Origin of the sequence: Rhodococcus sp. OK302 (assembly GCF_002245895.1) — a bacterium.
GTDB lineage: Bacteria > Actinomycetota > Actinomycetes > Mycobacteriales > Mycobacteriaceae > Rhodococcus_F.
Map to the genome: position 1 here is coordinate 3,690,923 of NZ_NPJZ01000001.1, position 26,870 is coordinate 3,717,792.

The 26,870-nt window shown below is 61.4% G+C and carries 25 protein-coding genes; 13 read left to right on the top strand and 12 right to left on the bottom strand.

Annotated elements, in window-relative coordinates:
• The first annotated feature begins 31 nt into the window (after positions 1-31).
• Entirely contained in the window at positions 32-2,443 is a 2,412-nt protein-coding gene (locus BDB13_RS16930) for a RelA/SpoT family protein (RefSeq protein WP_094272656.1), read from the top strand.
• Between the two features lie 111 nt (positions 2,444-2,554).
• Here BDB13_RS16930 and BDB13_RS16935 read toward each other — a convergent pair whose 3' ends face one another.
• Positions 2,555-3,355 carry a peptidylprolyl isomerase gene (locus BDB13_RS16935; protein ID WP_094272657.1) on the bottom strand — a complete coding sequence of 267 codons (801 nt, stop codon included), beginning with the start codon at positions 3,353-3,355 and terminating at the stop codon, positions 2,555-2,557.
• Entirely contained in the window at positions 3,355-4,236 is an 882-nt protein-coding gene (locus BDB13_RS16940; RefSeq protein ID WP_094272658.1) for a peptidylprolyl isomerase, read from the bottom strand. The genes BDB13_RS16935 and BDB13_RS16940 overlap by 1 nt, the downstream gene beginning before the upstream one ends.
• A gap of 166 nt (positions 4,237-4,402) precedes the next feature.
• Here BDB13_RS16940 and BDB13_RS16945 point away from each other — a divergent pair, with 166 nt between their 5' ends.
• From BDB13_RS16945 to BDB13_RS16960, 4 genes are read left to right on the top strand one after another with little or no spacing between them, the layout of a single operon-like run.
• Positions 4,403-5,083, top strand: coding sequence for an MBL fold metallo-hydrolase (locus BDB13_RS16945; protein WP_094272659.1), 681 nt, complete (start codon positions 4,403-4,405; stop codon positions 5,081-5,083).
• A 16-nt stretch (positions 5,084-5,099) separates the two neighbouring features.
• Positions 5,100-6,371, top strand: coding sequence for a histidine--tRNA ligase (gene hisS / locus BDB13_RS16950; protein ID WP_094272660.1), 1,272 nt, complete (start codon positions 5,100-5,102; stop codon positions 6,369-6,371).
• Entirely contained in the window at positions 6,361-6,990 is a 630-nt protein-coding gene (locus tag BDB13_RS16955; RefSeq protein ID WP_094272661.1) for a hypothetical protein, read from the top strand. The genes hisS and BDB13_RS16955 overlap by 11 nt, the downstream gene beginning before the upstream one ends.
• 53 nt (positions 6,991-7,043) lie before the next feature.
• A complete protein-coding gene (locus tag BDB13_RS16960) occupies positions 7,044-8,033 on the top strand; it encodes a malate dehydrogenase (RefSeq protein ID WP_094272662.1) in 990 nt (329 codons plus the stop codon).
• A 111-nt stretch (positions 8,034-8,144) separates the two neighbouring features.
• Here BDB13_RS16960 and BDB13_RS16965 read toward each other — a convergent pair whose 3' ends face one another.
• Positions 8,145-8,588 carry a hypothetical protein gene (locus BDB13_RS16965; RefSeq protein WP_094272663.1) on the bottom strand — a complete coding sequence of 148 codons (444 nt, stop codon included), beginning with the start codon at positions 8,586-8,588 and terminating at the stop codon, positions 8,145-8,147.
• 174 nt (positions 8,589-8,762) lie between these two features.
• On the bottom strand, positions 8,763-9,503 hold the full coding sequence (locus BDB13_RS16970; protein ID WP_094272664.1) for an acyl-CoA thioesterase: 741 nt from the start codon (positions 9,501-9,503) through the stop codon (positions 8,763-8,765).
• 148 nt (positions 9,504-9,651) lie between these two features.
• On the opposite strand from BDB13_RS16970, the gene BDB13_RS16975 reads away from it, so the two are divergent.
• Both BDB13_RS16975 and BDB13_RS16980 read left to right on the top strand, forming a co-directional pair.
• The gene (locus BDB13_RS16975) at positions 9,652-9,981 is read left to right on the top strand and encodes an ArsR/SmtB family transcription factor (protein ID WP_094272665.1); all 330 of its coding nucleotides are present in this window, start codon (positions 9,652-9,654) and stop codon (positions 9,979-9,981) included.
• Complete coding sequence (locus BDB13_RS16980; protein WP_176459598.1) at positions 9,981-10,679, top strand: cation transporter; 699 nt, start codon at positions 9,981-9,983, stop codon at positions 10,677-10,679. The genes BDB13_RS16975 and BDB13_RS16980 overlap by 1 nt, the downstream gene beginning before the upstream one ends.
• 18 nt (positions 10,680-10,697) lie before the next feature.
• On the opposite strand, the gene BDB13_RS32955 is transcribed toward BDB13_RS16980, so the two are convergent.
• The 4 genes from BDB13_RS32955 to BDB13_RS16990 form a co-directional block, all read right to left on the bottom strand.
• A complete protein-coding gene (locus tag BDB13_RS32955; protein WP_254922840.1) occupies positions 10,698-10,832 on the bottom strand; it encodes a hypothetical protein in 135 nt (44 codons plus the stop codon).
• 257 nt (positions 10,833-11,089) lie between these two features.
• On the bottom strand, positions 11,090-11,212 hold the full coding sequence (locus BDB13_RS32960; protein WP_254922841.1) for a hypothetical protein: 123 nt from the start codon (positions 11,210-11,212) through the stop codon (positions 11,090-11,092).
• 147 nt (positions 11,213-11,359) lie between these two features.
• On the bottom strand, positions 11,360-12,796 hold the full coding sequence (locus BDB13_RS16985) for a hypothetical protein (RefSeq protein ID WP_254922842.1): 1,437 nt from the start codon (positions 12,794-12,796) through the stop codon (positions 11,360-11,362).
• Positions 12,793-13,122: a type VII secretion target gene (locus BDB13_RS16990; RefSeq protein WP_094272667.1), complete on the bottom strand. Its 330-nt coding sequence runs from the start codon at positions 13,120-13,122 to the stop codon at positions 12,793-12,795. Before BDB13_RS16990 ends, BDB13_RS16985 begins: the two co-directional genes overlap by 4 nt.
• A 98-nt stretch (positions 13,123-13,220) precedes the next feature.
• Between BDB13_RS16990 and otsB the strand changes: the two genes are divergently transcribed.
• Both otsB and BDB13_RS17000 read left to right on the top strand, forming a co-directional pair.
• A complete protein-coding gene (otsB, locus tag BDB13_RS16995) occupies positions 13,221-14,018 on the top strand; it encodes a trehalose-phosphatase (protein WP_094272668.1) in 798 nt (265 codons plus the stop codon).
• Between the two features lie 369 nt (positions 14,019-14,387).
• Positions 14,388-14,939 (top strand): LysM peptidoglycan-binding domain-containing protein, encoded by a 552-nt coding sequence (locus BDB13_RS17000; RefSeq protein ID WP_094272669.1) that lies wholly within the window; start codon positions 14,388-14,390, stop codon positions 14,937-14,939.
• Between the two features lie 110 nt (positions 14,940-15,049).
• Here BDB13_RS17000 and BDB13_RS17005 read toward each other — a convergent pair whose 3' ends face one another.
• The 4 genes from BDB13_RS17005 to BDB13_RS17020 form a co-directional block, all read right to left on the bottom strand.
• Positions 15,050-16,177 carry a YncE family protein gene (locus BDB13_RS17005; RefSeq protein ID WP_254922843.1) on the bottom strand — a complete coding sequence of 376 codons (1,128 nt, stop codon included), beginning with the start codon at positions 16,175-16,177 and terminating at the stop codon, positions 15,050-15,052.
• 95 nt (positions 16,178-16,272) lie between these two features.
• Positions 16,273-17,703: a putative nucleotidyltransferase substrate binding domain-containing protein gene (locus BDB13_RS17010; protein ID WP_254922844.1), complete on the bottom strand. Its 1,431-nt coding sequence runs from the start codon at positions 17,701-17,703 to the stop codon at positions 16,273-16,275.
• A 49-nt stretch (positions 17,704-17,752) separates the two neighbouring features.
• The gene (locus tag BDB13_RS17015) at positions 17,753-18,646 is read right to left on the bottom strand and encodes a DUF5995 family protein (protein ID WP_094272671.1); all 894 of its coding nucleotides are present in this window, start codon (positions 18,644-18,646) and stop codon (positions 17,753-17,755) included.
• A gap of 44 nt (positions 18,647-18,690) precedes the next feature.
• Positions 18,691-19,056 (bottom strand): RidA family protein, encoded by a 366-nt coding sequence (locus tag BDB13_RS17020; protein WP_094272672.1) that lies wholly within the window; start codon positions 19,054-19,056, stop codon positions 18,691-18,693.
• A gap of 143 nt (positions 19,057-19,199) precedes the next feature.
• Here BDB13_RS17020 and helR point away from each other — a divergent pair, with 143 nt between their 5' ends.
• The 4 genes from helR to BDB13_RS17040 are packed head-to-tail and all read left to right on the top strand — an operon-like array spanning position 19,200 to position 26,431.
• A complete protein-coding gene (helR, locus tag BDB13_RS17025) occupies positions 19,200-21,359 on the top strand; it encodes an RNA polymerase recycling motor ATPase HelR (protein ID WP_094272673.1) in 2,160 nt (719 codons plus the stop codon).
• A 45-nt stretch (positions 21,360-21,404) separates the two neighbouring features.
• Positions 21,405-22,427 carry an Rv2578c family radical SAM protein gene (locus tag BDB13_RS17030; protein ID WP_094272674.1) on the top strand — a complete coding sequence of 341 codons (1,023 nt, stop codon included), beginning with the start codon at positions 21,405-21,407 and terminating at the stop codon, positions 22,425-22,427.
• A 60-nt stretch (positions 22,428-22,487) separates the two neighbouring features.
• The gene (locus BDB13_RS17035) at positions 22,488-23,891 is read left to right on the top strand and encodes a 3' terminal RNA ribose 2'-O-methyltransferase Hen1 (protein ID WP_094272675.1); all 1,404 of its coding nucleotides are present in this window, start codon (positions 22,488-22,490) and stop codon (positions 23,889-23,891) included.
• Positions 23,888-26,431, top strand: coding sequence for a polynucleotide kinase-phosphatase (locus BDB13_RS17040; protein WP_094272676.1), 2,544 nt, complete (start codon positions 23,888-23,890; stop codon positions 26,429-26,431). The genes BDB13_RS17035 and BDB13_RS17040 overlap by 4 nt, the downstream gene beginning before the upstream one ends.
• Positions 26,432-26,870: the final 439 nt, after the last annotated feature.

Consider the following 26,870-nt stretch of genomic DNA (forward strand, 5'->3'; position numbering starts at 1 on the left):
CTCAACCAACTCGGTGGTAGGAGGTGGCGACATGACGTCGAATCTTGATCGATCACAGAACTCGGGTGCAGTGTCGCAGGAAGCGGGTAACACCCCGGTTCCGGATACGACACCATCGAAGTCCGGAATCCCGGATGCGGATACTTCTTCGCAAACAGCAGGCAACCGGATCGGTCAGGGTGTGGCCGTGCCCGCATCTGCGTCCCGCCGCGTTCGGGCGCGTCTGGCTCGCCGCATCACGGGTCAGCGCAATGCCACCATCCGCCCGGTTCTCGAACCACTGGTCAGCCTGCATCGTGAGCTGTACCCGAAGGCCGATTTGGCGCTGCTCCAGCGTGCTTACGACGTCGCAGAAGAACGGCACTCGAGTCAGCGTCGTAAATCCGGCGATCCCTACATCACCCACCCGTTGGCTGTCGCGAGCATCCTGGCCGAGTTGGGTATGGACACCACCACCCTGGTGGCCGCACTGCTTCACGACACGGTTGAGGACACCGGATACTCGCTGGAGGAGTTGACCCGCGACTTCGGTGACGAGGTTGCGCACCTCGTCGACGGCGTCACCAAACTCGACAAGGTTGTCCTCGGAACAGCAGCCGAAGGCGAGACCATCCGCAAGATGATCATCGCGATGGCACGCGACCCTCGGGTACTCGTCATCAAGGTTGCCGACCGCCTGCACAACATGCGGACCATGCGCTTCCTGCCACCGGAGAAGCAAGCCCGCAAGGCGCGCGAAACTCTCGAAGTGATTGCGCCACTTGCGCATCGGCTCGGTATGGCGACAGTCAAATGGGAACTCGAGGATCTTTCCTTCGCGATCCTGCATCCCAAGAAGTACGACGAGATCGTGCGTCTGGTGGCTGATCGTGCGCCGTCACGCGACACATACTTGGCGAAGGTCCGGGCGGAGATCAACTCGACGCTGTCGGCGTCGCGGATCAATGCCATCGTCGAAGGACGTCCCAAGCATTACTGGTCGATCTATCAGAAGATGATCGTCAAGGGCCGCGACTTCGACGACATTCATGACCTTGTCGGCGTTCGCATCCTGTGCGACGAAGTCCGTGACTGTTACGCCGCTGTCGGCGTCGTTCATTCGTTGTGGCAGCCGATGGCAGGACGTTTCAAGGACTACATCGCGCAGCCGCGGTACGGCGTCTACCAGTCGTTGCACACGACGGTCGTCGGTCCCGAGGGCAAGCCACTCGAGGTGCAGATCCGTACTCAGGACATGCACCGGACGGCCGAATTCGGTATCGCTGCTCACTGGCGGTACAAGGAAACCAAGGGCAAGCACGCGGGCGACATCGCCGAGGTCGACGACATGGCGTGGATGCGTCAGCTACTCGACTGGCAACGTGAAGCTGCGGATCCGGGGGAGTTCCTCGAATCGCTGCGCTACGACCTCGCGGTCAAGGAGATCTTCGTCTTCACGCCCAAGGGTGACGTGGTGACCTTGCCGGCAGGTTCGACGCCCGTCGACTTCGCATACGCGGTCCACACCGAGGTGGGGCATCGCTGCATCGGCGCGCGCGTCAACGGTCGACTGGTCGCTCTCGAACGCAAGCTCGACAACGGCGAAGTTGTGGAGGTCTTTACCTCGAAGGCCGCCACAGCAGGGCCCAGTCGGGACTGGGCGACGTTTGTCGTCTCACCGCGGGCCAAGGCAAAAATTCGTCAGTGGTTTGCGAAGGAACGACGCGAAGAAGCCCTCGAATCCGGCAAAGATCAGATTGCCAAGGAAGTTCGACGCGTCGGACTTCCATTGCAGCGCTTGATGAATGCCGAATCGATGAGCACGATCGCGCACGAACTTCGGTACCCGGATGTCTCAGCCCTGTACACGGCGGTGGGTGAAAGTCAGGTCAGTGCTCACCACGTCGTACAGCGGTTGGTGGCGCATCTCGGTGGCGTCGGCGCAGTCGAAGAGGAACTGGCCGAGCGGTCGACGCCGTCGAATATGCCGATCCGCACTCGCAGTACCGGCGACGCCGGCATCTTGGTTCCCGGTGCTCCGGGAACGGTGGCGAAACTCGCGAAGTGCTGCACCCCGGTACCGGGCGATTCAATTCTCGGATTCGTCACGCGCGGCGGCGCAGTCAGTGTTCACCGCACCGACTGCACCAATGCCAGCTCGCTGCACGGTCAGTCCGAGCGGATCATCGAGGTGGAATGGGCACCGTCCGCGTCGTCGGTGTTCCTGGTCGCCATTCAGATCGAGGCCCTCGATCGTCACCGTCTGCTCTCCGATGTCACCAAGGCATTGGCGGACGAGAAGGTCAACATCCTGTCGGCGTCGGTCAATACCTCCGGTGACCGCGTTGCGATCAGTAAGTTCACCTTCGAGATGGGTGACCCGAAGCATCTGGGTCACGTGCTCAACGTGGTCCGCAATGTCGAGGGTGTCTACGACGTCTATCGAGTGACGTCGGCGTCGTAGGAGATTCCAGGCAGGTGTGGCCCGTGCAGAACTTCTGCTCGGGCCACACCTGTATCTGTAGGTCGGGTGTGCGAGAGTGACTCGCACACCCCACTTATCGTCTGCGTAGTGCTAGGCGACTACTGCGGTCTCGATGGTGACCGGGGTGTTGGGTGTACCGCCACCGGCAGGCATCGAGCCGTCGTCGCCACCGGCTGCGACCTTCTCGATTGTCGCTAGTCCGGCTTCGTCGATGGTCCCGAAGACCGTGTAGTTGGGCGGCAGGACCGAATCTTCGAAGACGAGGAAGAACTGGCTGCCGTTACTGCCGGGCTGACCCGAGTTGGCCATCGCGAGGGTGCCGCGAGGGTAGACGGCCGAGAGCGTTGCCTTGGGATCGCCTTCGGCGAATGCTGTTGTCGGGTACTCGTTGTCGAAGCCGTAGCCCGGGCCGCCGGTGCCCTTGCCCGACGGATCGCCGCACTGCAGGATCTGCAGACCGGGGCTGGTGACGAGTCGATGGCACGGGGTGTTGTCGAAGTACTTCTGCTCGACCAGGCTGACCATGCTGTTGACGGTGCAGGGGGCTTCGGTGCGGTTGAGATCCATGCCGATGGGGCCGACAGTGGTGGTCAACTGGACCGTGACGATGCCCTCAGCCGGCACACCCGTTGCGCTCGGCGGGTTGACCGTCTTGGCTGCGCCCGCAGCGGCCGGGTAGGAGCAGTCGACCGTCGCGCCGGCCGGAGCCGGAACAGGAGGCAGCTGAGCGAACTGCGACAAATCCAGCGGCGGCGCCTTGGTTGTCGACTTTGCACTCGACTTCGCACTCGACGTCGCCGGCGTCGCAGTTCCGGAATCGTTGCTGGAGCAGCCTGCCAGGACCAGAGCGGTGGCGCCGAAGGCTGCAATCACCAGGGATGCGCGTTTCATCAGTCGATCCTCACGGTCTTGATGTCGATGGGCGTGTTGGGCTTTCCACCGCCGGCGGACATCGAGCCGTCGTCGCCGCCTGCAGCGACCTTCTCGATGGTGGCGATGCCCGTCTCGTCGATGGTGCCGAAGACGGTGTAATTCGGCGGAAGCTGTGAATCGCCGTAAACCAGGAAGAACTGGCTACCGTTGCTGCCCGGTGCTCCGGAGTTCGCCATCGCGATGGTGCCGCGGGGGTAGGTGACCGCGGACGTCAACGCGGGATCGGACTCGGAGTACTGATCTGTGGGGAATTCATTGGCGAATCCGTAGCCCGGTCCGCCGGTGCCGGTTCCAGTGGGATCGCCGCACTGAAGGATCTGGAGCCCGCTTCCGGTGACCAATCGGTGGCAGGACGTGTCGTTGAAGTATCCCTGCTCGGCGAGGCTGACAAAGCTGTTGACCGTGCACGGAGACAGTGTTCCGTCGAGATTCAACCCGATATTTCCCTGCGTCGTTTCGATGCTGATGCTCGGAGTCGCATCCGGAGCGGTGGTGGGAACTCCCTCGGTACGCGGCGGGTTGTTGGGCTTGGACGCCGCTCCACCGTCCGTCGGGTACGAGCAGCTCACAGTGTCGGCGAGAGGCGTCGAACGACCGGCTGGCATGACGCCTGCCGACTGCTCCGACGTGGACGTGTCGGCTGCGGTGTTGTCGGTGCTGTTGTCGTCACGGTTTGTGAACCACACCAGGCCTGCGACAACAGCAACAACGGCGACGACTCCGGCTGCCGAATAGGCGATCGTCATCTGCTTGCGCTTACGGGCACGTTCTGCACGGTTCTCGAGCTGGCGCTCGAGCTTGCGTTTGGCCGTCTCGCGGCGCTGCTCGTTACTCGGCACTGCTGTAGTCCTCCATATTCGCGGGTGGAACGGGTTCTAATCAGTATTACGTGAGGCGTGAAGAAGTCTCCCACTGCAACCTGAGAACTTACTGGCTGGGCAGCGGCTTTAGGCTGTACGTGACACCGTGTTGCCTGATTGTGCCTTCGAAGAGGAGTTACCCAACGTGCTCGTGACTGGTTTTCCGGCCGGGATGTTCCAAACCAACTGCTACATACTCGCTCAGGACGACGCGTGCGAGTGCGTAGTCGTCGACCCGGGCCAGGATGCTGCGGCGCCGCTGTTCGAGTTTCTCGACTCCAAGGACATGACGGTGACGGCCGTTTTGCTGACCCACGGGCATCTCGACCACATCTGGTCGGCCCGTGAGGTGTGCGAGCGGTACTCGGCTCCGGCATACATTCATCCGGACGATCGTTACATGCTCAGCGATCCGGCGCGGGGAATCGGACCAACGATGAAGGACTTCATCCAAGGAATGTCGTTCGTCGAACCTGACGAGGTCATCGAACTTGCCGACGGCGACGCCTTCGAACTTGCCGGCATGTCGTTCGAGGTCGATCACACTCCGGGTCACACGCAGGGGTCCGTCGTCTTCCGCACCCAGGCCGGCACGGAAGAAGGACCGGTCGATTTGGCCTTCACCGGCGACACGTTGTTCCAGGGATCGATCGGCCGAAGTGACCTTCCCGGCGGGAACGGTGAGCAGTTGCTCGACTCGGTGGCCCGCAAACTTCTCATCTTGGACGACGCGACCGTCATCCTTCCCGGCCACGGCGACAACAGTTCCATCGGAGCCGAAAGAAGCTCCAATCCGTTTCTCGTTGGACTCAGCGGACAGAAATAAGGAAAAGTAACCAATCGTGAGTAAAGCCAGCACCTTCTCTGCACCCAAGGGCGTCCCGGATTACGTTCCGCCGCAGTCCGCCGAATTTGTTGCCGTCCGCGACGGATTGACACGCGCCGCACGACTTGCCGGATACGGCCATATCGAATTGCCGATTTTCGAGGACACCGCACTGTTCGCCCGCGGCGTCGGCGAATCGACCGACGTCGTCAGCAAGGAGATGTACACCTTCGCCGATCGCGGTGACCGCTCGGTGACCCTTCGTCCCGAGGGCACCGCCGGTGTCATGCGCGCCGTCATCGAGCACAACCTCGACCGCGGAACGCTTCCCGTCAAGGTCAGCTACGCCGGTCCCTTCTTCCGCTACGAGCGTCCGCAGGCCGGTCGCTACCGTCAGCTGCAGCAGGTCGGTGTCGAGGCCATCGGTATCGACGATCCGGCGCTCGACGCCGAGGTCATCGCCATTGCCGACGCAGGTTTCCGTTCGCTGGGCCTCGACGGTTTCCGCCTCGAGATCACCTCGCTCGGTGACGACACGTGCCGTCCGCAGTACCGGGAACTGCTTCAGGAATTCCTGTTTGCTCTGCCGCTCGACGAAGAGACCCGTCGCCGCGCTGAGATCAACCCGCTGCGTGTCCTCGACGACAAGCGTGAAGACGTCCGGGCAATGACGGCTGATGCGCCGCTGATGCTCGATCACCTGTCGGAGAGCTGCAAGGCGCACTTCGACGAGGTTCTCGCGCACCTCGACGCGTTGGGTGTTCCGTACGTGGTCAATCCGCGGATGGTTCGCGGGCTCGACTACTACACCAAGACCACGTTCGAGTTCGTCCACGACGGTCTGGGCGCTCAGTCCGGTATCGGCGGCGGCGGTCGTTACGACGGTCTGATGGAGCAGTTGGGCGGACAAGCGTTGTCCGGCATCGGTTTCGGTATCGGCGTTGACCGTACGGTGTTGGCGCTTGCGGCCGAAGGTAAGACTGTTGCACCGCCGGCGCGGGTCGACGTTTTCTGTGTTCCGATGGGCGCAGAGGCGAAGGGCAAGCTCGTTGCCATCGCACATCAGTTGCGCGGCAGTGGCATTCGCGTTGATCTTGCGTACGGCAATCGTGGGGTCAAGGGTTCGATGAAGGCCGCGGACAAGTCCGGTGCTGCATACGCGCTCGTCCTCGGTGAGCGTGAACTCGAAGAAGGTGTTGTTGTCCTCAAGCATCTCGCGACGGGTGAACAGGAATCGGTTGCTCTCGACGAGGTCGTTGGCAGGCTCGGGACTCTCGTTGTCTCCTGACCCTGAACCGGTTTCCCTCGATCTGGTTCCGATCGCACTGATTGCGCCGCGGCTCAAGAAGATCGCCGTGGCGGTGATCATCGTGGGTGTGGTGATCGGACTGATCGTGAGCCTGTTCGCGTCGAACACGGTGGCGTTGTTAGTCGGCTTTATTATCGCGGTACCGACTTCGCTCGCCATCTTGATGACACTGCGTCGGCATATCACGTTGTACGGCACCAAGGTTCGGGCGCAAGCCGGATTCCGCACCGCTGAGGTCGACGTGGCACAGGTTGTGTCCGCCGAGCTCCTGGTGCGGACCGGCCGGATCAGTGAAGCCAGCATGAAACTGACCGACGGGCGGTCGACCGTGCGAATTCCTCTCGCTCTGTACACCGCAGGCGGCGGGCGCGAGCTGGAGATTCTGGCACTCCGCAAGCTTGCCGACGCTTTGGCGTCGAGCGAGTTGGTGCCGGCGGCAGCATTGTCGTCAGTACTGATCGAACAACTGCGCGCGGAAGCGCGTGGCGCGGGGCTTGCCGAGCGGCCACTGTACCGGGCTGTCGAGCTTGTGACGACCGCTGGGCGAGTGCCGAGAACCACACTCACGGACCACGAAGTGGCGGGTTTGCTGGACTAGCGTGGAAGTCGTTCGCAGATGCGAAAGCAGAACGGCAAGTGGAGGAGTCGGTAATGAGTGTTTCGCCCGTGACCGTCACAGTAACCGGAGCGTCGGGTCAGATCGCCTACGGCATGTTATTCCGTATTGCTGCTGGTGACATGCTTGGCCTCGACGTTCCGGTTCGCTTGCGCCTGCTCGAGATTCCTTCTGCGGTGTCTTCTGCTGAGGGCGTGGCGATGGAACTCGACGACGGTGCTTTCCCGCTGCTGCGCTCCATCGACATCACTGACGACCCGGACACTGCATTTTCGGGGGCTAACGTCGGAATGCTGGTCGGTGCCCGGCCTCGGTCCAAAGGAATGGAACGCGCTGACCTGCTCAGTGCCAACGGAGCGATCTTCTCGGTGCACGGCAAAGCGATCAACAACAACGCGGCGTCCGACGTGAAGGTACTCGTGGTGGGAAACCCGGCGAACACCAACGCGTTGATTGCGATGAACAACGCTCCCGATGTTCCGGGCACTCGCTTCACTGCGTTGACCCGGCTCGATCACAATCGCGCAATTGCGCAGGTAGTCAAGAAGACCGGCGCGCGGGCGTCGAACGTTCACAAAGTATCGATCTGGGGAAACCACTCTGCTACCCAGTACCCGGACCTGTCTCATGCGACGGTTGAGGGCAAGCCTGCACTCGAGGTGATCAGCGACCGCGAATGGGTGGAAAACGATTTCATCCCCACGGTCCAGGTGCGGGGCACTGCGATCATTGCGGCACGTGGATCGTCGTCGGCGGCGAGTGCGGCCAGCGCGTCCATCGATCACATCCGTGACTGGGTGAGCGGTACCGCCGACGGGGATTGGGTATCGATGGCCGTGCCGTCGGACGGTTCGTACGGTGTTCCGGCCGGTCTGATCTCCTCGTTCCCGGTGACCTGCGCCGATGGTGAATACAGCATTGTTCAGGGTCTCGAGATCGACGATTTCTCTCGTGCCCGCATCAACATCTCGGTGAACGAGTTGGAGCAGGAACGAGATTCGGTACGCGCACTCGGGTTTGTCTGAGCGCTTTCGCCGAACGTGTCTGATTGTGAAGGATTGTGTTCGCTGAGAGAGCAGAATCCTTCACGATCAGGAGCCATCGATGCACAGCGGTCCGGCGCCTGAATTGGACGACTACATAGGCGGGCATAAGAATTGGAGTGATTCATTCCAGAAGGGAAAGAGGTCGGTAGTCGTAGCGGTGGGTTGATCGACACGTGCCAGATCGTAGAAATCGAGAACGGTCCGTCCCGCGGTGTTGTTGATGCCACATGCTTGCAGGCTTAGCTTTGCGGCAGCGGTGAAGCGGATTTCGCGGGCATACGGACCGAGCGCCCCCGAGTCGACAAAGGTTTCGAGGCCGTGTCCCCACTGGTTGTATGCGGACTGCAGATCGAAACTGCAGGTTTCGTGAAACAGTCCGGCGCAGGTGAGCGGCTGCCCATGGATGACGACGACCGCATCCGGGGCCGTGTGCGAGTCGGGTTGCCGCGCGAATCCGGTGAAAAACAGAATGGCAGAGGCCGCGAGAGCGAATACGACTGTTACACCCAGCAGAAACGTCAGGTACACCTTCATGAGCGTTCCTCCTCGTGAGGTGTGCGCGCTGTGAGTCGTTTCTGTGCTACCCCAGCGGATTCCAGGTACCCGCGCCGTTCCGGCCACAAACATTCGGAGACAGGTGCCGTGGTTTGGTTCAGAAGGGCACCGTGCTCCTCGAACAGGGCCGAACGTCGACGTCGGATCCGAGACTCAGGCGAGTATTCGGCGAAGCTGCCTGGCCTGCGCTGCGAGTTCTCCCGTCGCGGTGAATAGTTCGGTCTCATCGACGCACAGAGAACCCGTCGCCCACACCGTGCGATGCCGTAGGCGATGCCACGGCGACATTGTCGGGGACGTTGGAGCGAAGTGTGCACTGAATTCGACGGTCGGGATGGCTACCGGCCTGGTGAGTGTCGCGAAGAGTCCCGGTGGCAGGGCATCGAGTAGGACTGCCGAACGTTCTTGCGTCGTGAACTCGAGGTCGTCGAGCAGTCGGATCCAGACGTCGAACTCGGGGGAGTCGCCGCCGGCAAAGGGCCTCGCTGCGTTGATCGGGCGGATGTCGAGGTGTTGTGAGAACGGAACGAAGTCGACGGGAATCTCGAGTCGGGGCAAGGTCGACGGGTCATTCGGTGCCGGTGCAACACTCAGGGTGGATCGTGTCGAGGGGCCTACATCTCGAGCGAGCCGGACCAACGCCGTTCCGGAACCGGTAAGCGTGACAAGGCAACTGATGGTTCGTCCGCCAAGTGTGCGATCGACGACCATCTCTGCAGGTCCGGGTGGTACGGGTCGATCGAGGTGTGCTGTGACGGCGACTGGAATTGCCCCGGTTGCGTCGGCAGCAGTTCGAATCATTCTGGCAACAGCAAGTCCGCCGTGGATTCCGTCGAAACTTTTCCAGGTGGCGTCAAATTCGGTGCGATGTGATGCTGCGGTGGTAACGCTCATATCGAGGCTCCGTAACTGGGAAGGCTGACTATGTAATCCCGTAGTCAGCACCCTAAAGTCTGGCTATGCTTTTGGCAAGTCAGCCCAAGGGTGTGTGAATTATCGTTTCACTCTTTTCTGAATTCAGAATTGGATGTACTGTTTCCTTATGGAAACCATGATTCACCGCGATGCGTTGTCCCGCTTCGGCAACGCGCTGTCGGACAAGACTCGAACCGAGGTTCTTCTGAGCCTGCGCACTGGCCCGCGATATCCCTCGGACTTGGCCGAGCAGATTGGCGTTTCACGGCAGATCTTGTCGAATCATCTCGCGTGCCTGCGTGGGTGTGGATTAGTTGTCGCGGTGCCCGAGGGGCGGCGCAGCCGGTATGAGCTCGCAGATCCACGGATCGGGCGCGCGCTCGAGGATTTGATCGGCTTGGTTCTCGCAGTCGACCCATCCTGCTGCCCTGACGCCGATGCCGACGGATGCTGCTGATGGCTTCCGAGCTCGAGCACGTCAAAATAGTTACCGCACTGACTGATCAACGGCGGCAGTTACTTTCGCGGCGCATCCGCATTTTTGTCGCAGTCACTATCAGCTACAACGTGCTCGAGGCGATTATCGCGCTCACGGAAGGTGTTCGAGTCTCGTCGACGGCTTTGATCGGCTTCGGGCTGGATTCTGTGATCGAAGTTTCGTCCGCAGCAGCTGTGGCCTGGCAGTTTTCGGCAAAGGATCCAGAGTCGCGGGAGAAGGTGGCGCTTCGGATCATTGCATTTTCGTTCTTCGGTCTCGCCATCTACGTCACCGTCGATGCTGTCCGATCACTGTTCGGCATCGGCGAGACACAGCATTCCACGGTTGGAATCATGCTTGCGGCAGTGAGTTTGGCGATCATGCCCGTGCTCTCGTGGGCTCAGCGCCGTGCCGGTCGCGAGCTGGGCTCGCTCTCCGCGGTTGCCGATTCCAAGCAGACACTTCTGTGCACGTACCTGTCTGCGGTCCTTCTGGTCGGACTGCTCCTGAACAGTCTCTTCGGCTGGTCGTGGGCAGATCCGATCGCAGCCTTGGTTATCGCCGTCATTGCAGCGAAGGAAGGGGTCAATGCTTGGAAAGGCGACACGTGCTGTCCTGCGCCGGTCAAGATCACGGCCAGCGAGGACTGCCACGAGTCTGGCTGTGGGAACGAGTAGTTACCACCAGCTGGTCGCTTAGATGACGGCCCCGCCACTCAGTACGCTCACGAGTCCGATTGCGATAAACGCAACGACGTAGAGTGGCCCGCGAATGGGGTCTCCGGCACTTGCACCCTCTTGGAGCCAATTCAATATGTCGACTGAACCCATCTGCATACTCCTTGTTCGATACTGACGTTCGATACTGACAATCCTTCAGCGAGTTCATCGCGATCAGGATTGCCCGCGTTACTGCGTGTAGCGAAAGTCTTCTTGCGAGGTTCCCTCTGGCCCAGGGGCATTCGGCCGAAAATGTAGTCCGTGCTCGGTAGCTGCGACCAGGGCGCCCGGTGGTCCCTGCCCGCAGCGTCACACGAACAAGACGATAATTCGATCCCGCCTCGGAGGTCTTGTGACCTGGCGATCGGTCAGAACGGGTCGCCGTTCAGCATGAGTGAGAATCCGGCCACGATGAACAGCAGAGTGGAGAGGGTTTGTCTGAAGGGATCGTCTCCTTCTTGCACCCATTTGAGGAAATCAGTTGAACCCATATTCCTGCTCCTTTACTTCGCGTTGACGTTCGTACAGCGATTTCATCGCCGCTACGACAGCCTGTGTTACGAAGTGTTCGGAGCTTTTTTTGCGAGGCTCATTCTGGCCCAACGACTCTCGCCCTGCGCTAGGTTGGGGGCTAGTGCTCAGATGCTGGCAAACAACGCCCCATCAGGATCCTCGGTTCCGATCACGGCCGGTGTAACCATTGGCAGTTCTCCGATGATGGCGTTGTTGTCGGACACGTCGATCAGGTAACCCGGAGTGGTGCGGGAAGATTCGTCATCTTGTTGACCGCGCGTACCCGCACCGCCGGCGCCGCCGCCCATCATGCCGCCGCCGGCAGGGCTGGTGCCCACCATCGAGCCGGCCGGACTGCCCACTGCCGGTGAAGCAACAGAGGTCGAACCGCTGGCGGATCCGGACAGTGCGGCTGCTCCCGAAATTCCGCTGACCCGGCTTCCGCTGGAGGCCCCGAATGTTCCGCCTCCAGCGCTGGCTCCGGTCACCGATCCGCCTGTGCCAACGGCATTCGCAACGTGTGACGACGAGGATGCGGCCGGGGACGAGAGTGGATTTCCCGTTCCCCACAGTTTGTCGACGCCGGCGAGTGGCGAGGCAGAAGCATTAGCCGCTGTGGTGCGCGCCAAGGTTGATTGAAGTTGACGGTCCGGCGTCGATCCGCCTGCTTGCGAATGGCCTTGTGTTGCAGCGCCGGTTGTTCCGGAGCCGGCTTGTTCGACGACCCGAGTCAGCTGTTGTGCCGCTGTCTGTGCGGTTGGTGACAACGCGGTGAGGGCGTCGCTCACAGGCGGTGGTGGAACCGGGATCGATCCGGCAAGCGAGTTCATGACGGTTGTGTGTACGAGCATTTCGCTGCGGGTCTGATTGACAGCAGCGATTGCGGCCTGCATATGTTCGGACGCGGCGGCCAGCAGCATTGCCTGCCCCGGAGGTGTCCATGCGATCGGCGCTGCAGCAACAACTGCCGTCGCAAATGATTGCGCGATGGCAGCCAACTGAGCATTGCCGCGTTGCACTGACTCCGCAGCGGCGGCTGTTGTCGTGGAGATCGCGTTGCCGCGTTCGCTGAGTTCGGACCCGCTGCGATAGGCGGCTTCATTGGTATCTGTGGCGACTTCGTTGCCGGTGCCGTTCCAGGTCTGACTGACATCTGCCAGGCCGCTCTTGGATAATCCGCCGGCCCTCTCGATGAGGGCACTGGCTTGATTGAGGATGTTGACGGGGTTGGTTCCGTTGAAGACGCCCGATCCGAGGCTCTCCGCCAGATCGATCAGGGGCTTGAACAGTGCGTCGACTCCGGGGAGCGATGGAAGCGCAATCCCTTGCATCAGCGATTCGGCAGCGTTGGGCGGGAGTTGTGGAGTCGCCGGCGCGACCAGAAAATTGGGAATTGACGGTAGGTCGACCGCACCGGGGATCTCCATCCCGAGGACCGGAGCCAATGCCGAGTGCTCGACGGCACCGAGCGCCGCGGTACCGGCAGGGGTGTCGAGCATGGGTCCCACCGCACTGCCCTGCAGAAACCCGAGCACCGTGGTCGGATCGTGGGGACTGTTCATGCGAGCTCACCGTTGTTTGTGGTCGTGCGTCGAAGTTCGGCCGCTGTCGATTGGTCGGTGGCGTCGTACGTTTCGGCTGCCGCACCGGCCGTTGCGGAAGTTCCGGCATAAAACATTGCGAGAGCCGCAACATCTTTGGTGTGTGCGGCCTGTGCGCGCGCGAAGGCTTCGAGGAATTCGACACCGACAGGCCCCACTGCCGGTGCCACCGCTGCAAGATTTGCATTGAGATCGACAACAGCGGCTTGTGCAACATGGCCCGCGGCTTCGGCTGCCGTAGCGCCGTATTTGCGGATGTCGTCAGTGACGACAGAAATCTCGCTCATCTTTACCCCCGTATTTGGTAAGCGTTGTCAGGACTCTAACGGAAGCGAGACTCCGAGTGCATGTTCGTGGGCGACGGCACCTTTGACAGACTGAACCCATGAGAACCGCTTCGGACGTTATTGCCCGCCTCACGTCTGATCCCGCACGATCTGGACTGGTGATGGACTTTGACGGGGTTCTGGCCCCGATTGTCGACGATCCGTCGGCGAGTGCTCTTTTGCCAGGCGCCGCAGACGTCCTCGGCTCGCTCTCACGTCATCTCGGATTGGTCGGTTTGCTCTCGGGTCGGCCGGTGTCATTCTTGCGGGATCGAGTGTCGTTGGAGTCGGTGGTGCTCATGGGTTCGTACGGTGTCGAAACGTGGACGGACAGCGGCCCCGTGGTGCTTCCGGCCGTTGCAGAATGGAAACCGACCGTAGTGGAGGCCGAGGCCGAGTTGCGACGGGTGTTCGCAGCGTCGGCAACACCCGGGATCCATGTGGAGGGCAAGGGCCTGGCCGTAGCTGTGCACTGGCGGCAGGCTGGCGATCGAGTCGCTGCACAGCAACTGGTGGAGCGGGCAACCATCGACATTGCCGGCCGGACCGGCTTGCGGCGAGAACCCGGCAAGCTCGTCGAAGAGTTGCGCGCACCGGTCGATGAGGACAAAGGGACGGGATTGTTGCGTTCAATCGCGACAGCAGGCGTTGACGCAGTTGCTTACGCCGGCGATGACCGCGGAGATTTGCCGGCATTTGCGGCAGTCCGAGGCGTTGGGGGCGACGCGTTGGTGGTGGGCGGCGCCGATTGCGCGCCGGAGGTTGCCGCTGTGGACGGGGTCATGTTCGGCGGGCCGGAAGAATTTTTGGTCTGGATGAAGGAACTTGCATCGGTCCTCGCAGCACAGATTCGATAACAAGTCGGGCAATTCAGTGCGGCGAGTCACAAATACTCTGTGATGGTCGTCACGTAACGGACGGATAACGATTGGTACGGTTGAAGCCTCAATTGAACCTTTGAACTGCGCATATAGGTCAAATTTGGTCAATTTTCTAATACGATCGTGCCAAAATATTGACCCGTGACCTTTCCGTGATCATCGCCTAGCGTCGTTGGCAGTCCGAAACAACCGGACAAACACCGACCCGCAACTGCGTGCTTCTGCCCCGCGGGTCCGGTACTCCCCAAACCTTCGCGGGGCAGGAGTGAGACAGGCGAGTCGTTCGATAGGGCGCACAAGTGCCCGATCCGATGTCGTCCGCAGTAGCGGAGAGGATTTCCCCTGATGACCAGCATTACTTTCAAGCGCGCCTTCGGCGCAGTTGCAACCGCAGGCGCAGTAATCGCAATTCCTCTCGCCATGAGCACCGGCACCGCCTCGGCTGCAGGGCACGACTGGTCCGGAGTCGCAAACTGTGAGTCCTCCGGAAACTGGGCAGCCAACACCGGAAACGGCTTCTACGGCGGCCTGCAGTTCACGCAGAGCACCTGGAATGCATTCGGTGGATCCGGCAATGCTGCCAACGCCAGTCAGTCGGAGCAGATCCGCGTAGCCGAGAACGTTCTCGAAGGTCAGGGCGTCGGTGCATGGCCAGTCTGTGGTCAGTACCTCACCGGCGGCACCACGGCGGGCACCTCTGAAGCAGTCTCGGTCCCCGTCACCGCAGAGGCTCACGTCGAATCTGCTCCCGCAGCAACCGCCGGTGGCAATTACGTCGTGAAGGCCGGCGATACGCTGTCGAAGATCGCTGCAGCCCACGGTATTTCGCTCGAGAACCTCGCAAGCCAGGTTCCGAACCTGAACTTGATCTTCCCCGGACAGAGCCTGTCCGTCTAAATCTGCCGCCCATTCGGGCATAAGAACGCCGAAGTTGTTCGGAACCACAGGGTTCCGAACAACTTCGGCATTTCTGCGTTCAGCAGGGATTCAAGGTCGGGGTGCCTCGATCAGGACCCGAAGATACCCAATGACCCGAAGATGTCCAACGACCCCAGGCCCTCCAAAGATCCATCCGAGGTCGGGGTGGGGTTGATCGAGATCACCGACACCGAGCTGCCGTTCCAGTTGGCGACGTAGGCGCGGGCACCATCGGGGGTGATCGCCACCCCGTCCGGCCACGAGCCGACCGCGATCTTGGTGGCGGCGACGGTGTTGGTGGCAATGTCGATCACCGACACCGTGTTACCGCCGTTATCGGTGACGTAGGCGTGGGTGCCGTCGGGGGTGATTGCCACTCCGACGGGATTCCCGCTGACCGCGATGGTGACGGGAGTTGCGGTGGGGTTGGCGGTGTCGATCACCGACACCGTGCCGCCGGCGGAGTTGGCGACGTAGGCGCGAGCACCGCTGGGAGTAAACGCCACCCCCGACGGATGCGCGCCGACCGCGATCGGGGTGGGGTCGACGGTGTTGGTGGCGGTGTTGATCACCGACACCGTATTGCCTTCGTAGTTGGTGACGTAGGCCCGGGCACCGTCGGGGCTGATCGCCACCCTGCCGGCGTCCGAGGGGACCGTGATGGTGACAGGAGTGGCTGTGGGGTTGGCGGTTTCGATCACCGATACCGACTTGCTCCTGGGGTTGGTGACGTAAGCGTGAGCACCGTCGGGGGTGATCGCTACTGCCAACGGATATGAGGCGACCGGGATGGTGGCAGCGACGGTGTTGGTGGCGGTGTTGATCACGGACACCGTGCCGCTGGCGGAGTTGTCGGTGACGTAGGCGTGAGCGCCGTCGGGGGTGATCGCCACCCCGATGAGATTCGCCCCGGCCGCGATGGTGACAGGCGTGGCGGTGTTGGTGGCGGTGTCGATCACGGACACCGTGCCGCTGCCTTGGTTGGTGACGTAGGCGTGAGCACCGTCGGGGGTGATCGCGACTGCAGCTGGATATGCGGCGACGGGGATAGTGGTGGTGACGGTGTCGGCGGCTGCGGTACCGACCGTACCGGTCAGGATCATGGCCCCGGCGAGAGCGCCGACGCCGAGTACGGCAGTTGCCCGAGACCGACGGGAGAGTGAATGGGGTCGTTCGATGGTGACGATAGTGGTGCACCCTTCGAAGTTGCGGTACACACCCGGTGGGGTGCGCAGTGGCTACACAAGGCAACCACCGAAAAGGAACATAACGGACAATCGGATTGATTGTGGCGTAATCACCGCACCAAAATTCATGGTTCGATGTCGGGTATGGCCGACGCCGATGCCGTGTATTCGAGGCGTCGTTGAACGCCGGCAACTTCCCGAATAGCGTTGCCGAGCAGGTTGCGTGAGAGGGGAGTGAGATCGGCGATCACGATCTCGTCGTTGGGCGGGTTCCCGGCCGCGAACTGCTCCGTCTGGTGTCGGACACGGATTTGCTGGAGAACCTCGAAGGATTCGATGAGGACCTGGGCGTCGTCGCTGGGCAGGAAACCGTTGTCCGCGGCCACTTTCAACCGTTCGAGAGTGGTACTGGTTCGTGCACCGACTGAGATGCCGGCCCAGCGTGCGATGTTCACGATCGGTTGGACGGCCGTGGTCTTGAGATTGACAGTGCCGGTGTGGCGGGTCATAACGTCACGTAGTGAATGCAGTTTCGCCTTCTGGCCCACTGCTTCTCGCAGGAGTAGCCGCATGACGGCAGGATGCAGGCGCAATTGGTCGAGCGCGGAGGCTCGCGGGTCGAGGGTGGGGTCGCCCGCGACAACCCGAGCGTCTGCCAACATCGACAGCATCACGAGGGCATGGTCCTGGTAGGGATTGGACACCCATTTTCGTAATGCCTCTCGCCACTGGGGAAGCGTGCGGGCGAATCTGGCCTGCGTTCCCGCGCTGGCAAATTCGCGAGGGAAGCCACATCGGTCGAGGATGTCGTGAATGCGTTTTGCCGCATCGGCACCGTCGCGGTGCGATTCACCGCCCCACACGAGTGCGCTGTCGATATCCGAAGAGGGGAGTGCCTCACGTCTAGCCACACTGCCCAGTGAAAGCCAGGCAAAGTCGGGGCTTTCGCCGCCGCCGACTACCAGTTCGATCGCACGCCTCACCGTCACGTCGATCAGAACCGACAGCGTTGCACTGATGTCGAGAGGTGAGACCCGCGACGCCACCAGGGCGGTCACCAGTTCCGGGACAGCACGAGCAGTGGTGATCAGCGCGGCGTCGTCCGGGGCAGTGGCAAGTTGGGCCCGGAGTTGGAAACCCTGATTTGTTGCCGACGTCAAGAGGTCGCTCAATTCGAGCACACCCAGGACTGCCCCCGTTGCCGTGACAACAGGAAGGTGGCGCAATCCATGTTCGAGCATGTCGGTGACGGCGTCGACTCCGAGGCGTTCCGGATCGACTGTCACCGCTGACGGCGTCATCACACTGGACACCGGTAGTGCGCTGTCGATTCCGCCGACAACCACGCGAACGCGCAGATCGCCCTCCGTGAAAATCCCGTAAGTGCTTGTGTCTGTAGGGATCACGACGGCGCGACGGCCGGCTTCGGTCATCAGGGTTGCTGCTTCGCGAATGGACGTTTCCCCGGAGCAGATAATTGCCGGTCCGTGCAGCAAATCTCGCACCGGACGCATGGCAGGGTTCGGTGTTGCTGTTCGCGGTCCGTGCCCCGTCATGGACTCATTGTTGCAGGTATGTCCGATTTATTGGCGTTTTACTGTGGTGTCACAGACCGCCGACCTGCGAAAGGATGCCGAGTGCAGCATCGGTGGTGCGCCACAACGAGTCAATTTCCTGTTCGGTCCCGGCGCGGGTCTGTGGATTCTGTAGTGCGAATCCGTTGGCCAATGTGATGGTGTTGTATCCGCTGTCGGCGGCGCGCAAGAGCAATTGTGACGGTTCGGATGTGCCGGCTAGTTTGTCGAGGCCTTCACCGAGGAAGTAGAACCGCCACAGTGGACCCAGATCGGCGTTGTATTCGGTTTTGGTCTCCGTGACAATCGAACCACCTTTGACTGCAATGGAATCGACAATCTTGTAGTAGTCCGGGACGTCGACTGGCTGTGTACCGGAGGCTTCGACGGCATGTGCGAGGTCGACAGTGAGGTGCGCGTTGTATCCGGCCATGGCGACTCGTGCTGGGCTGACGCCGCATTGGTGCGTTAAGGCAAAATAGTTGCTCCACGCGGGATCCGTCGGTGCGCCGGTAAATTCGGCATGGATGTTGACGAGATAGCGGCGAAGTAGTTCGTAACTCACCGAATGTGCCCATTGTCTATCGGCGAACGACGCTGGATCGCGTTGCAGGGGCATTACAGCGTCGTGTTCGACGGCGTCGAGTCCGATCGAGAACAGGCCGCGCCAATCATGATGGGAAACAAGGATTGTCGTGATTTGGTGATGGCGTTCGACGGCTGTTTCCAGGCGTTCGAGGCCTTCGCCGCGCAGAGTTGTGACATCGCTGAGGTCGGCAATTTTCGCGACGTCGCCGGGAGTCAACGGAGTTCCACAGGCGACCGAAAGATTCTCGCCCGGTTCCGCTGTTGCGAAACCGGGCGAGAGGAGAGTGATCGAGATGCCGAGTGCGATCGCCAGAGGTGTGAACCGACTCGAATTCATCCGCTCACACTAGGCTCGTTCACTCGGCGGTGCTGGGTGAACGATCAGCTCAGGACTGCGTCGGCTTCGATCTCGATGAGCAGAGCGGGATCGATCAGCGAGCTGACCTCGAGAATCGTGGTGGCCGGACGGATATCGCCGAAGACCTCGCCGTGAGCGAGTGCAGCCTGCTCCCACTGCGACATATCGCGCAGGTACATGCGGGTGCGGATGACATCGCCGAGAGTCGCGCCCGCTTCTTCGAGCGCTGACTTGATTGTTTGGAGAGCCGCACGAGTCTGGTCCTCGAGGGTTTCGCCCGGGGCGGTTGTGCCGGATACTGCGACCTGGTTGCCGATGCGGACAGCGCGCGAGTAACCGATCTTGGGTTCCCATTCGGAACCGGACGAGATGTTGATTCTGTTCGACATAGTCCAGATTCTGCCAGACCGGGAAGGGCGAGCTAGCAACCCTTTCCACTTTCAATTTATAGCCCACTGGTGGACTTGCGGCAAGGCCGGGGTGGTGCCGCAGAATGGCTGACCTAGGCCGCAATCCAAGGAAATGGCAGTTGATGATGAACAGTGTGTTCGACCTTCCCGATCAACTCGCGCGCAAGGCTGATCCGGTTCTGATCGCCCGCGACGAGCAGCACTTCTCGGCCATCGCCGAGAACCTCGAGCGGGCCATTGCCGACCTGTCCGAACGTATCGATACCGAACGCAAGGCTCCTCGACGCTTGGGCCAGGAAGTCATGGAGCGCGACCTGATGGTCCATCAGCTCAGCGCCCAGCTGCGCACCCTTCGCCGATTCGGTCTCGACCTGTGCCTCGGGCACATCGTGAGCGCGGACAGCCCCGAACCTGTGTACATCGGGCGTCAAGGCCTCCTCGACCGTGCGGGAAATCCACTGCTGGTCGACTGGCGCTCGCCGGCGGCCGAGCCCTTCTTCGGGGCGACCCACGCCAATCCGATGGGTCTGGCGCGCCGTCGCCGATACCGCTGGAGCTTGGGGCAATCGAGCGGGGCACGGATCAGCGATTACTGGGATGAGGTGTTCACCGCCGAGGGACTGATCGGGTTCGAGGAATCGGCGGCGCTCGACGACCAGTCGGCATTCATCGCCAGCCTGGGCAGTAGCCGGTCACCACGAATGCGAGATGTGCTCGGGACCATCGCATCCGACCAGGACGCCATCATCCGCGAAGGCTCGCGTGGTGCGCTCGTCGTCGACGGTGGTCCGGGCACGGGCAAGACCGTCGTTGCGTTGCACCGCGCTGCGTACCTGCTGTATTCCGACGCGCGACTGCGTCACGGCGTGCTGTTCGTCGGTCCGCACGAGCCTTATCTCGCCTACGTCGCGGACGTTCTACCCAGCCTCGGTGAGGACAGTGTGCAGCTGTGCACTGTGCGTGACCTTGTCGACGAGGGCGCTTGCGCCCTGATGGAGAAGGACCCGGAGGTGGCCAGACTGAAGTCGTCCGCGGACATGGTGAAGGCGATCGAGACGGCCGTCAGGTTCTACGAGCAGCCGCCGACCGTGGGAATGACGGTCGAGACCGACTGGGCGGATATCCGGCTGAGTGCCGATGACTGGGCCGAGGCGTTCGGAGCCCCGGAACCAGGTACACCGCACAACGAAGCGCGCGAACAGATTTGGGAGCTGTTGCTCACGATTCTGACGGACAAGTGCCGGGCAGCTCCGACTGCTCAACTCCGAAAATCGTTGCAGCGCAATGATGAGCTACGTAAAGTGCTCGAGAATGCGTGGACGCTCATCGAAGCAGCCGACCTCGTCGGCGACCTGTGGTCGGTTCCCGCTTACTTACGCTCGTGTGCTCCCTGGCTCAGTGCGGAGGACGTTCGGAAGTTGCAACGCGTCGGTACCGAGCGGTGGACCGTGTCCGATCTTCCGCTTCTGGACGCAGCGCGGCAGCGGCTCGGGGACCCGGAGGCGTCGCGACGTCACCGTCGGCGGATCGCTGCTGTTGCTGCTGAGCGTGAGCAGCGGTCCAGCGTTATCGACGATTTGATCGCGTCGGACGTCTACAGCGACGGTGAAGGTTTGATGACGCAGCTGCGGCAGCAGGACTTGCAGGAGATGCTGGTCGACGAAGCTTCACTGCCTGACGCCGACCCAGATCGCCTTGCCGGCCCGTTTGCGCACATCGTCGTGGACGAAGCGCAGGAGTTGACCGACGCGGAGTGGCAGATGTTGCTGCTCCGCTGTCCGTCCCGAAGTTTCACCATCGTCGGCGATCGAGCACAGGCTCGGCACGGGTTCAGGGAGTCGTGGAAGGAACGGCTCGAGCGGGTCGGGCTCGACCGGATCAACCTGGCTTCCCTGAACATCAACTACCGGACACCGGAAGAGGTTATGGCAGAAGCCGAGCCGGTTATCCGAGCCGTGCTTCCGGACGCCAACGTCCCGACCTCGGTCCGGAGCAGTGGCGTCCCCGTCGTCCATGGTTCTGTTTCGGAATTGGGTTCGATCCTCGATTCGTGGCTTGCCGCGAATTCGGAAGGGATTGCCTGCCTCATCGGCGCGGGAGATTTCCGCGTCGGGACGTCTCGTGTCCGGTCGTTGACCCCGGAACTCGCGAAGGGACTCGAGTTCGACCTGGTAGTACTCATCGACCCGAATTCGTTCGGCACAGGTATCGAAGGGGCAGTCGATCGTTATGTGGCGATGACCCGAGCGACTCAGCAGCTTGTCATCCTGACAACCGCTTGAACTCGAGCGATTGACATATCCTAGAACAAGTGTTCGACTTGGGCTATGAGGTGGTCGGGTCAATCGCTGGATGCGGACGACGGGGCGTTGCCTGGGCTCGAGCGCGCTGGTTTGGTGCGTTCGGTCCAGACCCCGGAGTTCGAGGGCATCACGTTCCACGAAGTGCTGTGCAAGAGTGCCCTCAACAAGTTACCTGAGGAATCCACTCTTCCATTCAGCTTCACCGTCAACGCTTTTCGTGGCTGTTCCCATGCGTGCCGCTATTGTTTTGCCAGGCCCAGCCACGAATACCTCGACCTCGATGCCGGTCATGATTTTGATTCGCAGGTAGTGGTCAAGACCAATATCGCTGCGGTCCTCCGCAAGGAACTGGCGCGAAAGTCGTGGAAGCAGGAGCCGGTTGCATTGGGAACCAATACCGATCCGTATCAGCGTGCGGAGGGGCGTTACCGGTTGATGCCCGGCATCATTCGTGCGTTGACCGAATCCGGTACACCGTTCTCGATCCTCACCAAGGGAACACTGCTGCGGCGGGATCTTCCGCTGCTGAAAATGGCTGCCACGCAGGTCGACGTCGGAATCGGAGTCTCGCTGGCAATCAACGATCCCGTCTTGCAGAAGGAGATCGAACCTGGCACGCCTTCGCCGCGGGCTCGCCTGGAGATGATCAGAGCAATCACCGACGCCGGATTCTCCTGCAACGTGATGGTCGCGCCGGTTATCCCGTTTCTCACGGATTCCAACGAGCACCTCGACGGACTTTTTGCCGCACTTGCCGAGGCCGGTGCTACCGGGGTGACGGTCTTTCCGATGCACCTGCGGGGGAGTACTCGCGGGTGGTTCCTGACCTGGCTCGCTCAGGAACATCCCGCGTTGATTCGTCGATACCGTGAACTGTACGGTCGGGGTGCCTACGTCACGCCGGAGTACAAGCAGTGGTTGAAGAAGCGTGTAGATCCGTTGGTGGAACGTCACGGATTAGGCGGGCAATCCAGCCATCGCGTTGCCCCGGCGCCGCGTATCGAACGTGAACTTGTCGGTGCCGGGGCTGCGCTGACCTTGTTCTAAAGGCGACGGACCACGGTAATTCGGAGGCGTGGGTTCCCGGTCGCGGGATACAGTCGCCTGGTGCTGCTCACCTTGACGTCCACGCCAACCCCGCGGTTCCCCGATGCCACTGCGTTGAGTTTTCTCCTGCACAAGCACCCCGACAAGGTGCAGACTTTCGCTTTGTCCGTCGGGAAAGCCACGGTGTTGTATCCGAATGCCGGTCCGGAGGAGACGACGGTTGCCCTGATCGTCGACGTGGACCCAATCGAATTGGTGCACAGCAGGTCTCGGCGAGGAAAAGGCAACGACAGCTTTGCGCTGGGGCAATACGTCAATGACCGACCGTATGCGGCGTCGTCCATCCTCGCGGTGGCGCTGTCGAAACTTTTTCGGACCGCGTTGGCGGGGACGTGCAATTCCCATCCTGAACTCGTGGATGCCGAACTGGCGCTGACGGTTTCGATCCCGGTAGTTCCGGTGGGTGGTGACGTCGATTTGCCGCGTCGATTGTTCGAACCTCTCGGGTGGGACGTGACGGCGATTCCGGTACCGCTCGATCCGCATCTGCCGGACTGGGGCGACTCCAACTTTGTATCGCTCACGCTGACCGGGGAACATACGGTGCAGAGCGCCCTCCGGCACCTGTACGTTTTGCTGCCGGTTCTCGACGACGTCAAGCATTACTGGGTGGGATCCGACGAGGCCGACAAACTCGTACGTGTCGCCGGCGAATGGTTGGCGACGCATCCCGAGGCGTCATTGATCATGTCCCGCTACCTGGCACGTCAACGTGATTTGGTGGAGTCCGTCGTCGACCGGCTTGTTCCCGACGCGGCGGAACCTGTGGACGAGCTGCCGCGTCCGGAACCGCCGCTGGCTCGTTTGCGTACCGAAGCCGTCGTCGAAGCGTTGCGCCAGTTGCACGTTCGACGCGTCATTGACATCGGATGCGGTGAGGGCAAGCTCATCGAAGCACTCATGCCGCATGGTCAGTTCGATCGACTGGTGGGTGTCGACGTGAGTGCTCGCGAACTTGCCCGCGCAGATCGCCGGTTGAAACTCGCGGAACTATCCGATTTTCAGCGTGAACGTGTGTCGCTGATGCAGTCGTCGGCGACCTACCGCGACTCGCGGCTCAAAGGATTTGATGCCGCAGTTCTCATGGAGGTGGTCGAGCACGTTGATGCCACGCGCCTGCCGGCATTGGTGCGATCGGTCTTCGCTGACGCAGCCCCGCAGGTAGTACTGCTGACGACGCCGAACTCTGATTACAACGCGCTGTATCCGGGACTGGGCGAGGGGGAGTTCCGCCACCCGGATCACCGGTTCGAGTTCTCGCGAGCGCAATTCGAGGAGTGGGCCGCCGACGTCGCTACGGCCCATGGATATTCGGTGCACTTCAGTTTTGTCGGATCAGTTGATCTCGCCTTGGGCGGCCCGACGCAGATGGCGATCTTTACGAAGGAGGCACGCGAGTCATGACGATTTACGAGATACCCGACCTCGCCCTGGTTGTGCTGATCGGCGTCAGTGGCTCGGGGAAGTCGACGTTTGCCGCGCATCACTTCGGACCGCACGAGACACTCTCGAGCGACCAGTTTCGGGCCTGGGTCAGTGATGATCCGAATTCGCAGGACGCAACGTCCGATGCTTTCGAGGTGCTCGAACTGGTTGCCGCCAAGCGATTGCGTCGTGGCCGGTTCACGGTTGTCGACGCCACCAACGTTCAGCCTGCCGCCCGCAAGCGGCTCATCACGCTTGCACGCGACCACGACGTTCTTCCGGTTGCGATAGTGCTCGATGTTCCGGAATCGGTGTGCTCCGCGCGCAACGAAGCTCGCCCCGATCGCGCGTTCGGGAGCGACGTCATCCGTCGTCAGCACCAGCAGCTGAATCGCTCGCTCCGAGGACTCGGCAAGGAGGGTTTCCGCACCGTCCACGTTCTCAATGGGGAGGGCGCGATCTCCGAGGCCGAGTTCGTGCGTCGGCCACTGCGCAGCGATCTGCGAACGAACAACGGTCCGTTCGACGTCATCGGTGATATCCACGGTTGCCGAAGCGAGTTGGAATCACTCCTGACAAAGCTCGGGTACACGATTGACTACAGTGCCGACGGAGCACCGAAAGATGCTGTGCCGCCTCAGGGAAGGACGGCGCTCTTTCTCGGCGACTATGTGGATCGTGGGCCTGACTCGGTGGGCGTACTTCGCCTTGTGATGGGGATGGTTGACGCCGGCCACGCGCTTGCAGTGCCAGGAAACCATGAAAACAAACTAGTGAAAGCCTTGCGCGGTAAGAAGGTGACGACAAGTCACGGTCTGGCCGAGACTCTCGAGCAACTTGCAGCGGAGCCGGCGGATTTCCGGCGAGATGTCGTGGATTTCTGCGACGGCCTGGTTGCGCACCTGGTTCTCGACGACGGAAAGCTTGTGGTCGCGCATGCCGGATTGAAAGAGGACTACCACAATCGTGCGTCGGGCCGGGTGCGGAGCTTCGCGCTGTACGGCGATACCACTGGCGAGACAGACGAGTTCGGGCTGCCGGTGCGATATCCGTGGGCTGACGACTACCGCGGATCGGCCGTAGTCCTCTACGGGCACACGCCGGTCCATCAGGTGGAGTGGGTGAACAACACCGCGTGCCTCGACACGGGATGCGTGTTCGGTGGAGCGTTGACTGCTCTGCGATACCCGGAGCGTGAGCTCGTATCGGTTCCGGCTGAACAGGTCTGGTACCAGCCGGTTGTGCCGTTGGCGCCGCCGACCCGCGCGCCGGATGTTCTGGATCTGGCGGACGTGCTCGATACCACCGGCGTCGAGACTGCTTTGCGGGGACGCGTCTCCGTTCGCCCCGAATACGCGGCCGGTGCATTGGAAGTGATGAGCCGATTTGCTGTCGCACCGCAGTGGTTGCGATACCTACCGCCCACGATGGCGCCCTGTGCGACATCGCAGCTCGATGACTACCTGGAACATCCGTCGACGGCATTCGAGGCGTACAGAAATGCCGGGATCAAGACGGTGATCTGCGAAGAGAAGCACATGGGATCACGCGCTGTTGTGCTCGTGTGCCGTGACGCCTCCGTTGCGCGTGAACGATTCGACGCACCGGATTCACTCACCGGAATGGTGCATACCCGAACGGGCCGTCAGTTCTTCGACGACGACCTGACCCAGCAACTGCTGGATGATATCGCTGCGGCGCTTACGGCGGCCGGAGTCTGGGAAGAGCTGCGAACGGACTGGGTGCTGCTCGATTGTGAGCTGCTGCCCTGGAACGTCAAAGCTGAGGGGCTGCTGCGTGATCAGTATGCGGCTGTGGGAGCGGCAGGCCGGACTGACCTCAGTGCCCGGGCAGGTGTGTTGTCGCAGGCAGCATCCCGAGGGTTGGATGTGTCGGAGCTTTCGGAACTGACGTCGGTCAGAGCGACCAGCATCGAGCGATTCAGCGAGGCGTACCGGCAGTACGTGTGGCCCACCGATGGGTTGGATGGTGTTCGCGTCGCGCCGTTCCAAATCCTGGCCACGGAAGGGCAGGGGTACGGCGAACGCGATCACGAATGGCACCTCGCTGTTGCGGATCGATTGGTTGCGGTGGATCCGAATCGATTTGCCACTACGCGTCGCGTCGTTGTCGAACTCGATTCGGAAGAATCTGTGTCCCAGGCGACGAAGTGGTGGGATTCGCTCACGGACGGGGGCGGTGAGGGGATGGTGGTGAAACCACTTGCGAATCAGATTCACGGACCGCGAGGGTACAACGCACGAGTCCAACCTGGCATCAAAGTTCGTGGACGGCACTATCTGCGGTTGATCTACGGAGCCGACTATCTGGAGCCGTCGACGCTCGCACGTTTGCGTAACCGCAACCTCGGGCACAAACAGTCCATGGCTCTGCGTGAGTATGCCCTTGGAATGGAAGCCGTCTCGAGGCTCGTCGATCGTGATCCGTTGTGGCGCGCACATCAGGCAGTTTTTGCGGTGTTGGCACTCGAATCGGAGCCAGTCGACCCGAGGCTGTGACTGGGGACGGCTACGGAGCTCGGATTGACCCTATTCCTCGAGTGCATCTACAGCAATCATATGGTTGAATCTCACCCCTGATTTCACCCCTGATTTCACCCTGGTTGGCGAGGTACTTCGGATCCCTATTCGTTCGAGTTTCTTGTTCACGCCGCATTCTTCGACGGTCTGCATATCTCGGTAACTAGAAATTTATCGAGAGTTAACCATCGCGGGCCGTTGGGTGCCCGCGATGTGGCGCCCGAGTCGACGAGTGACAATTGTGATGATTGTGACGAATCGCGAGGGGACCTTCGGCACTACCGGCCCGTGGAATCGTGCTCTGGTTTTTGCCGGCACGATTGGTCATCAGATCTACCCTCAATACTGCCTGTACTGGTCTTTTCCGGAGAACTGTTAGCGGTGAACTGACTTCGGGAAGGCTCCCTGATTGCTCTTG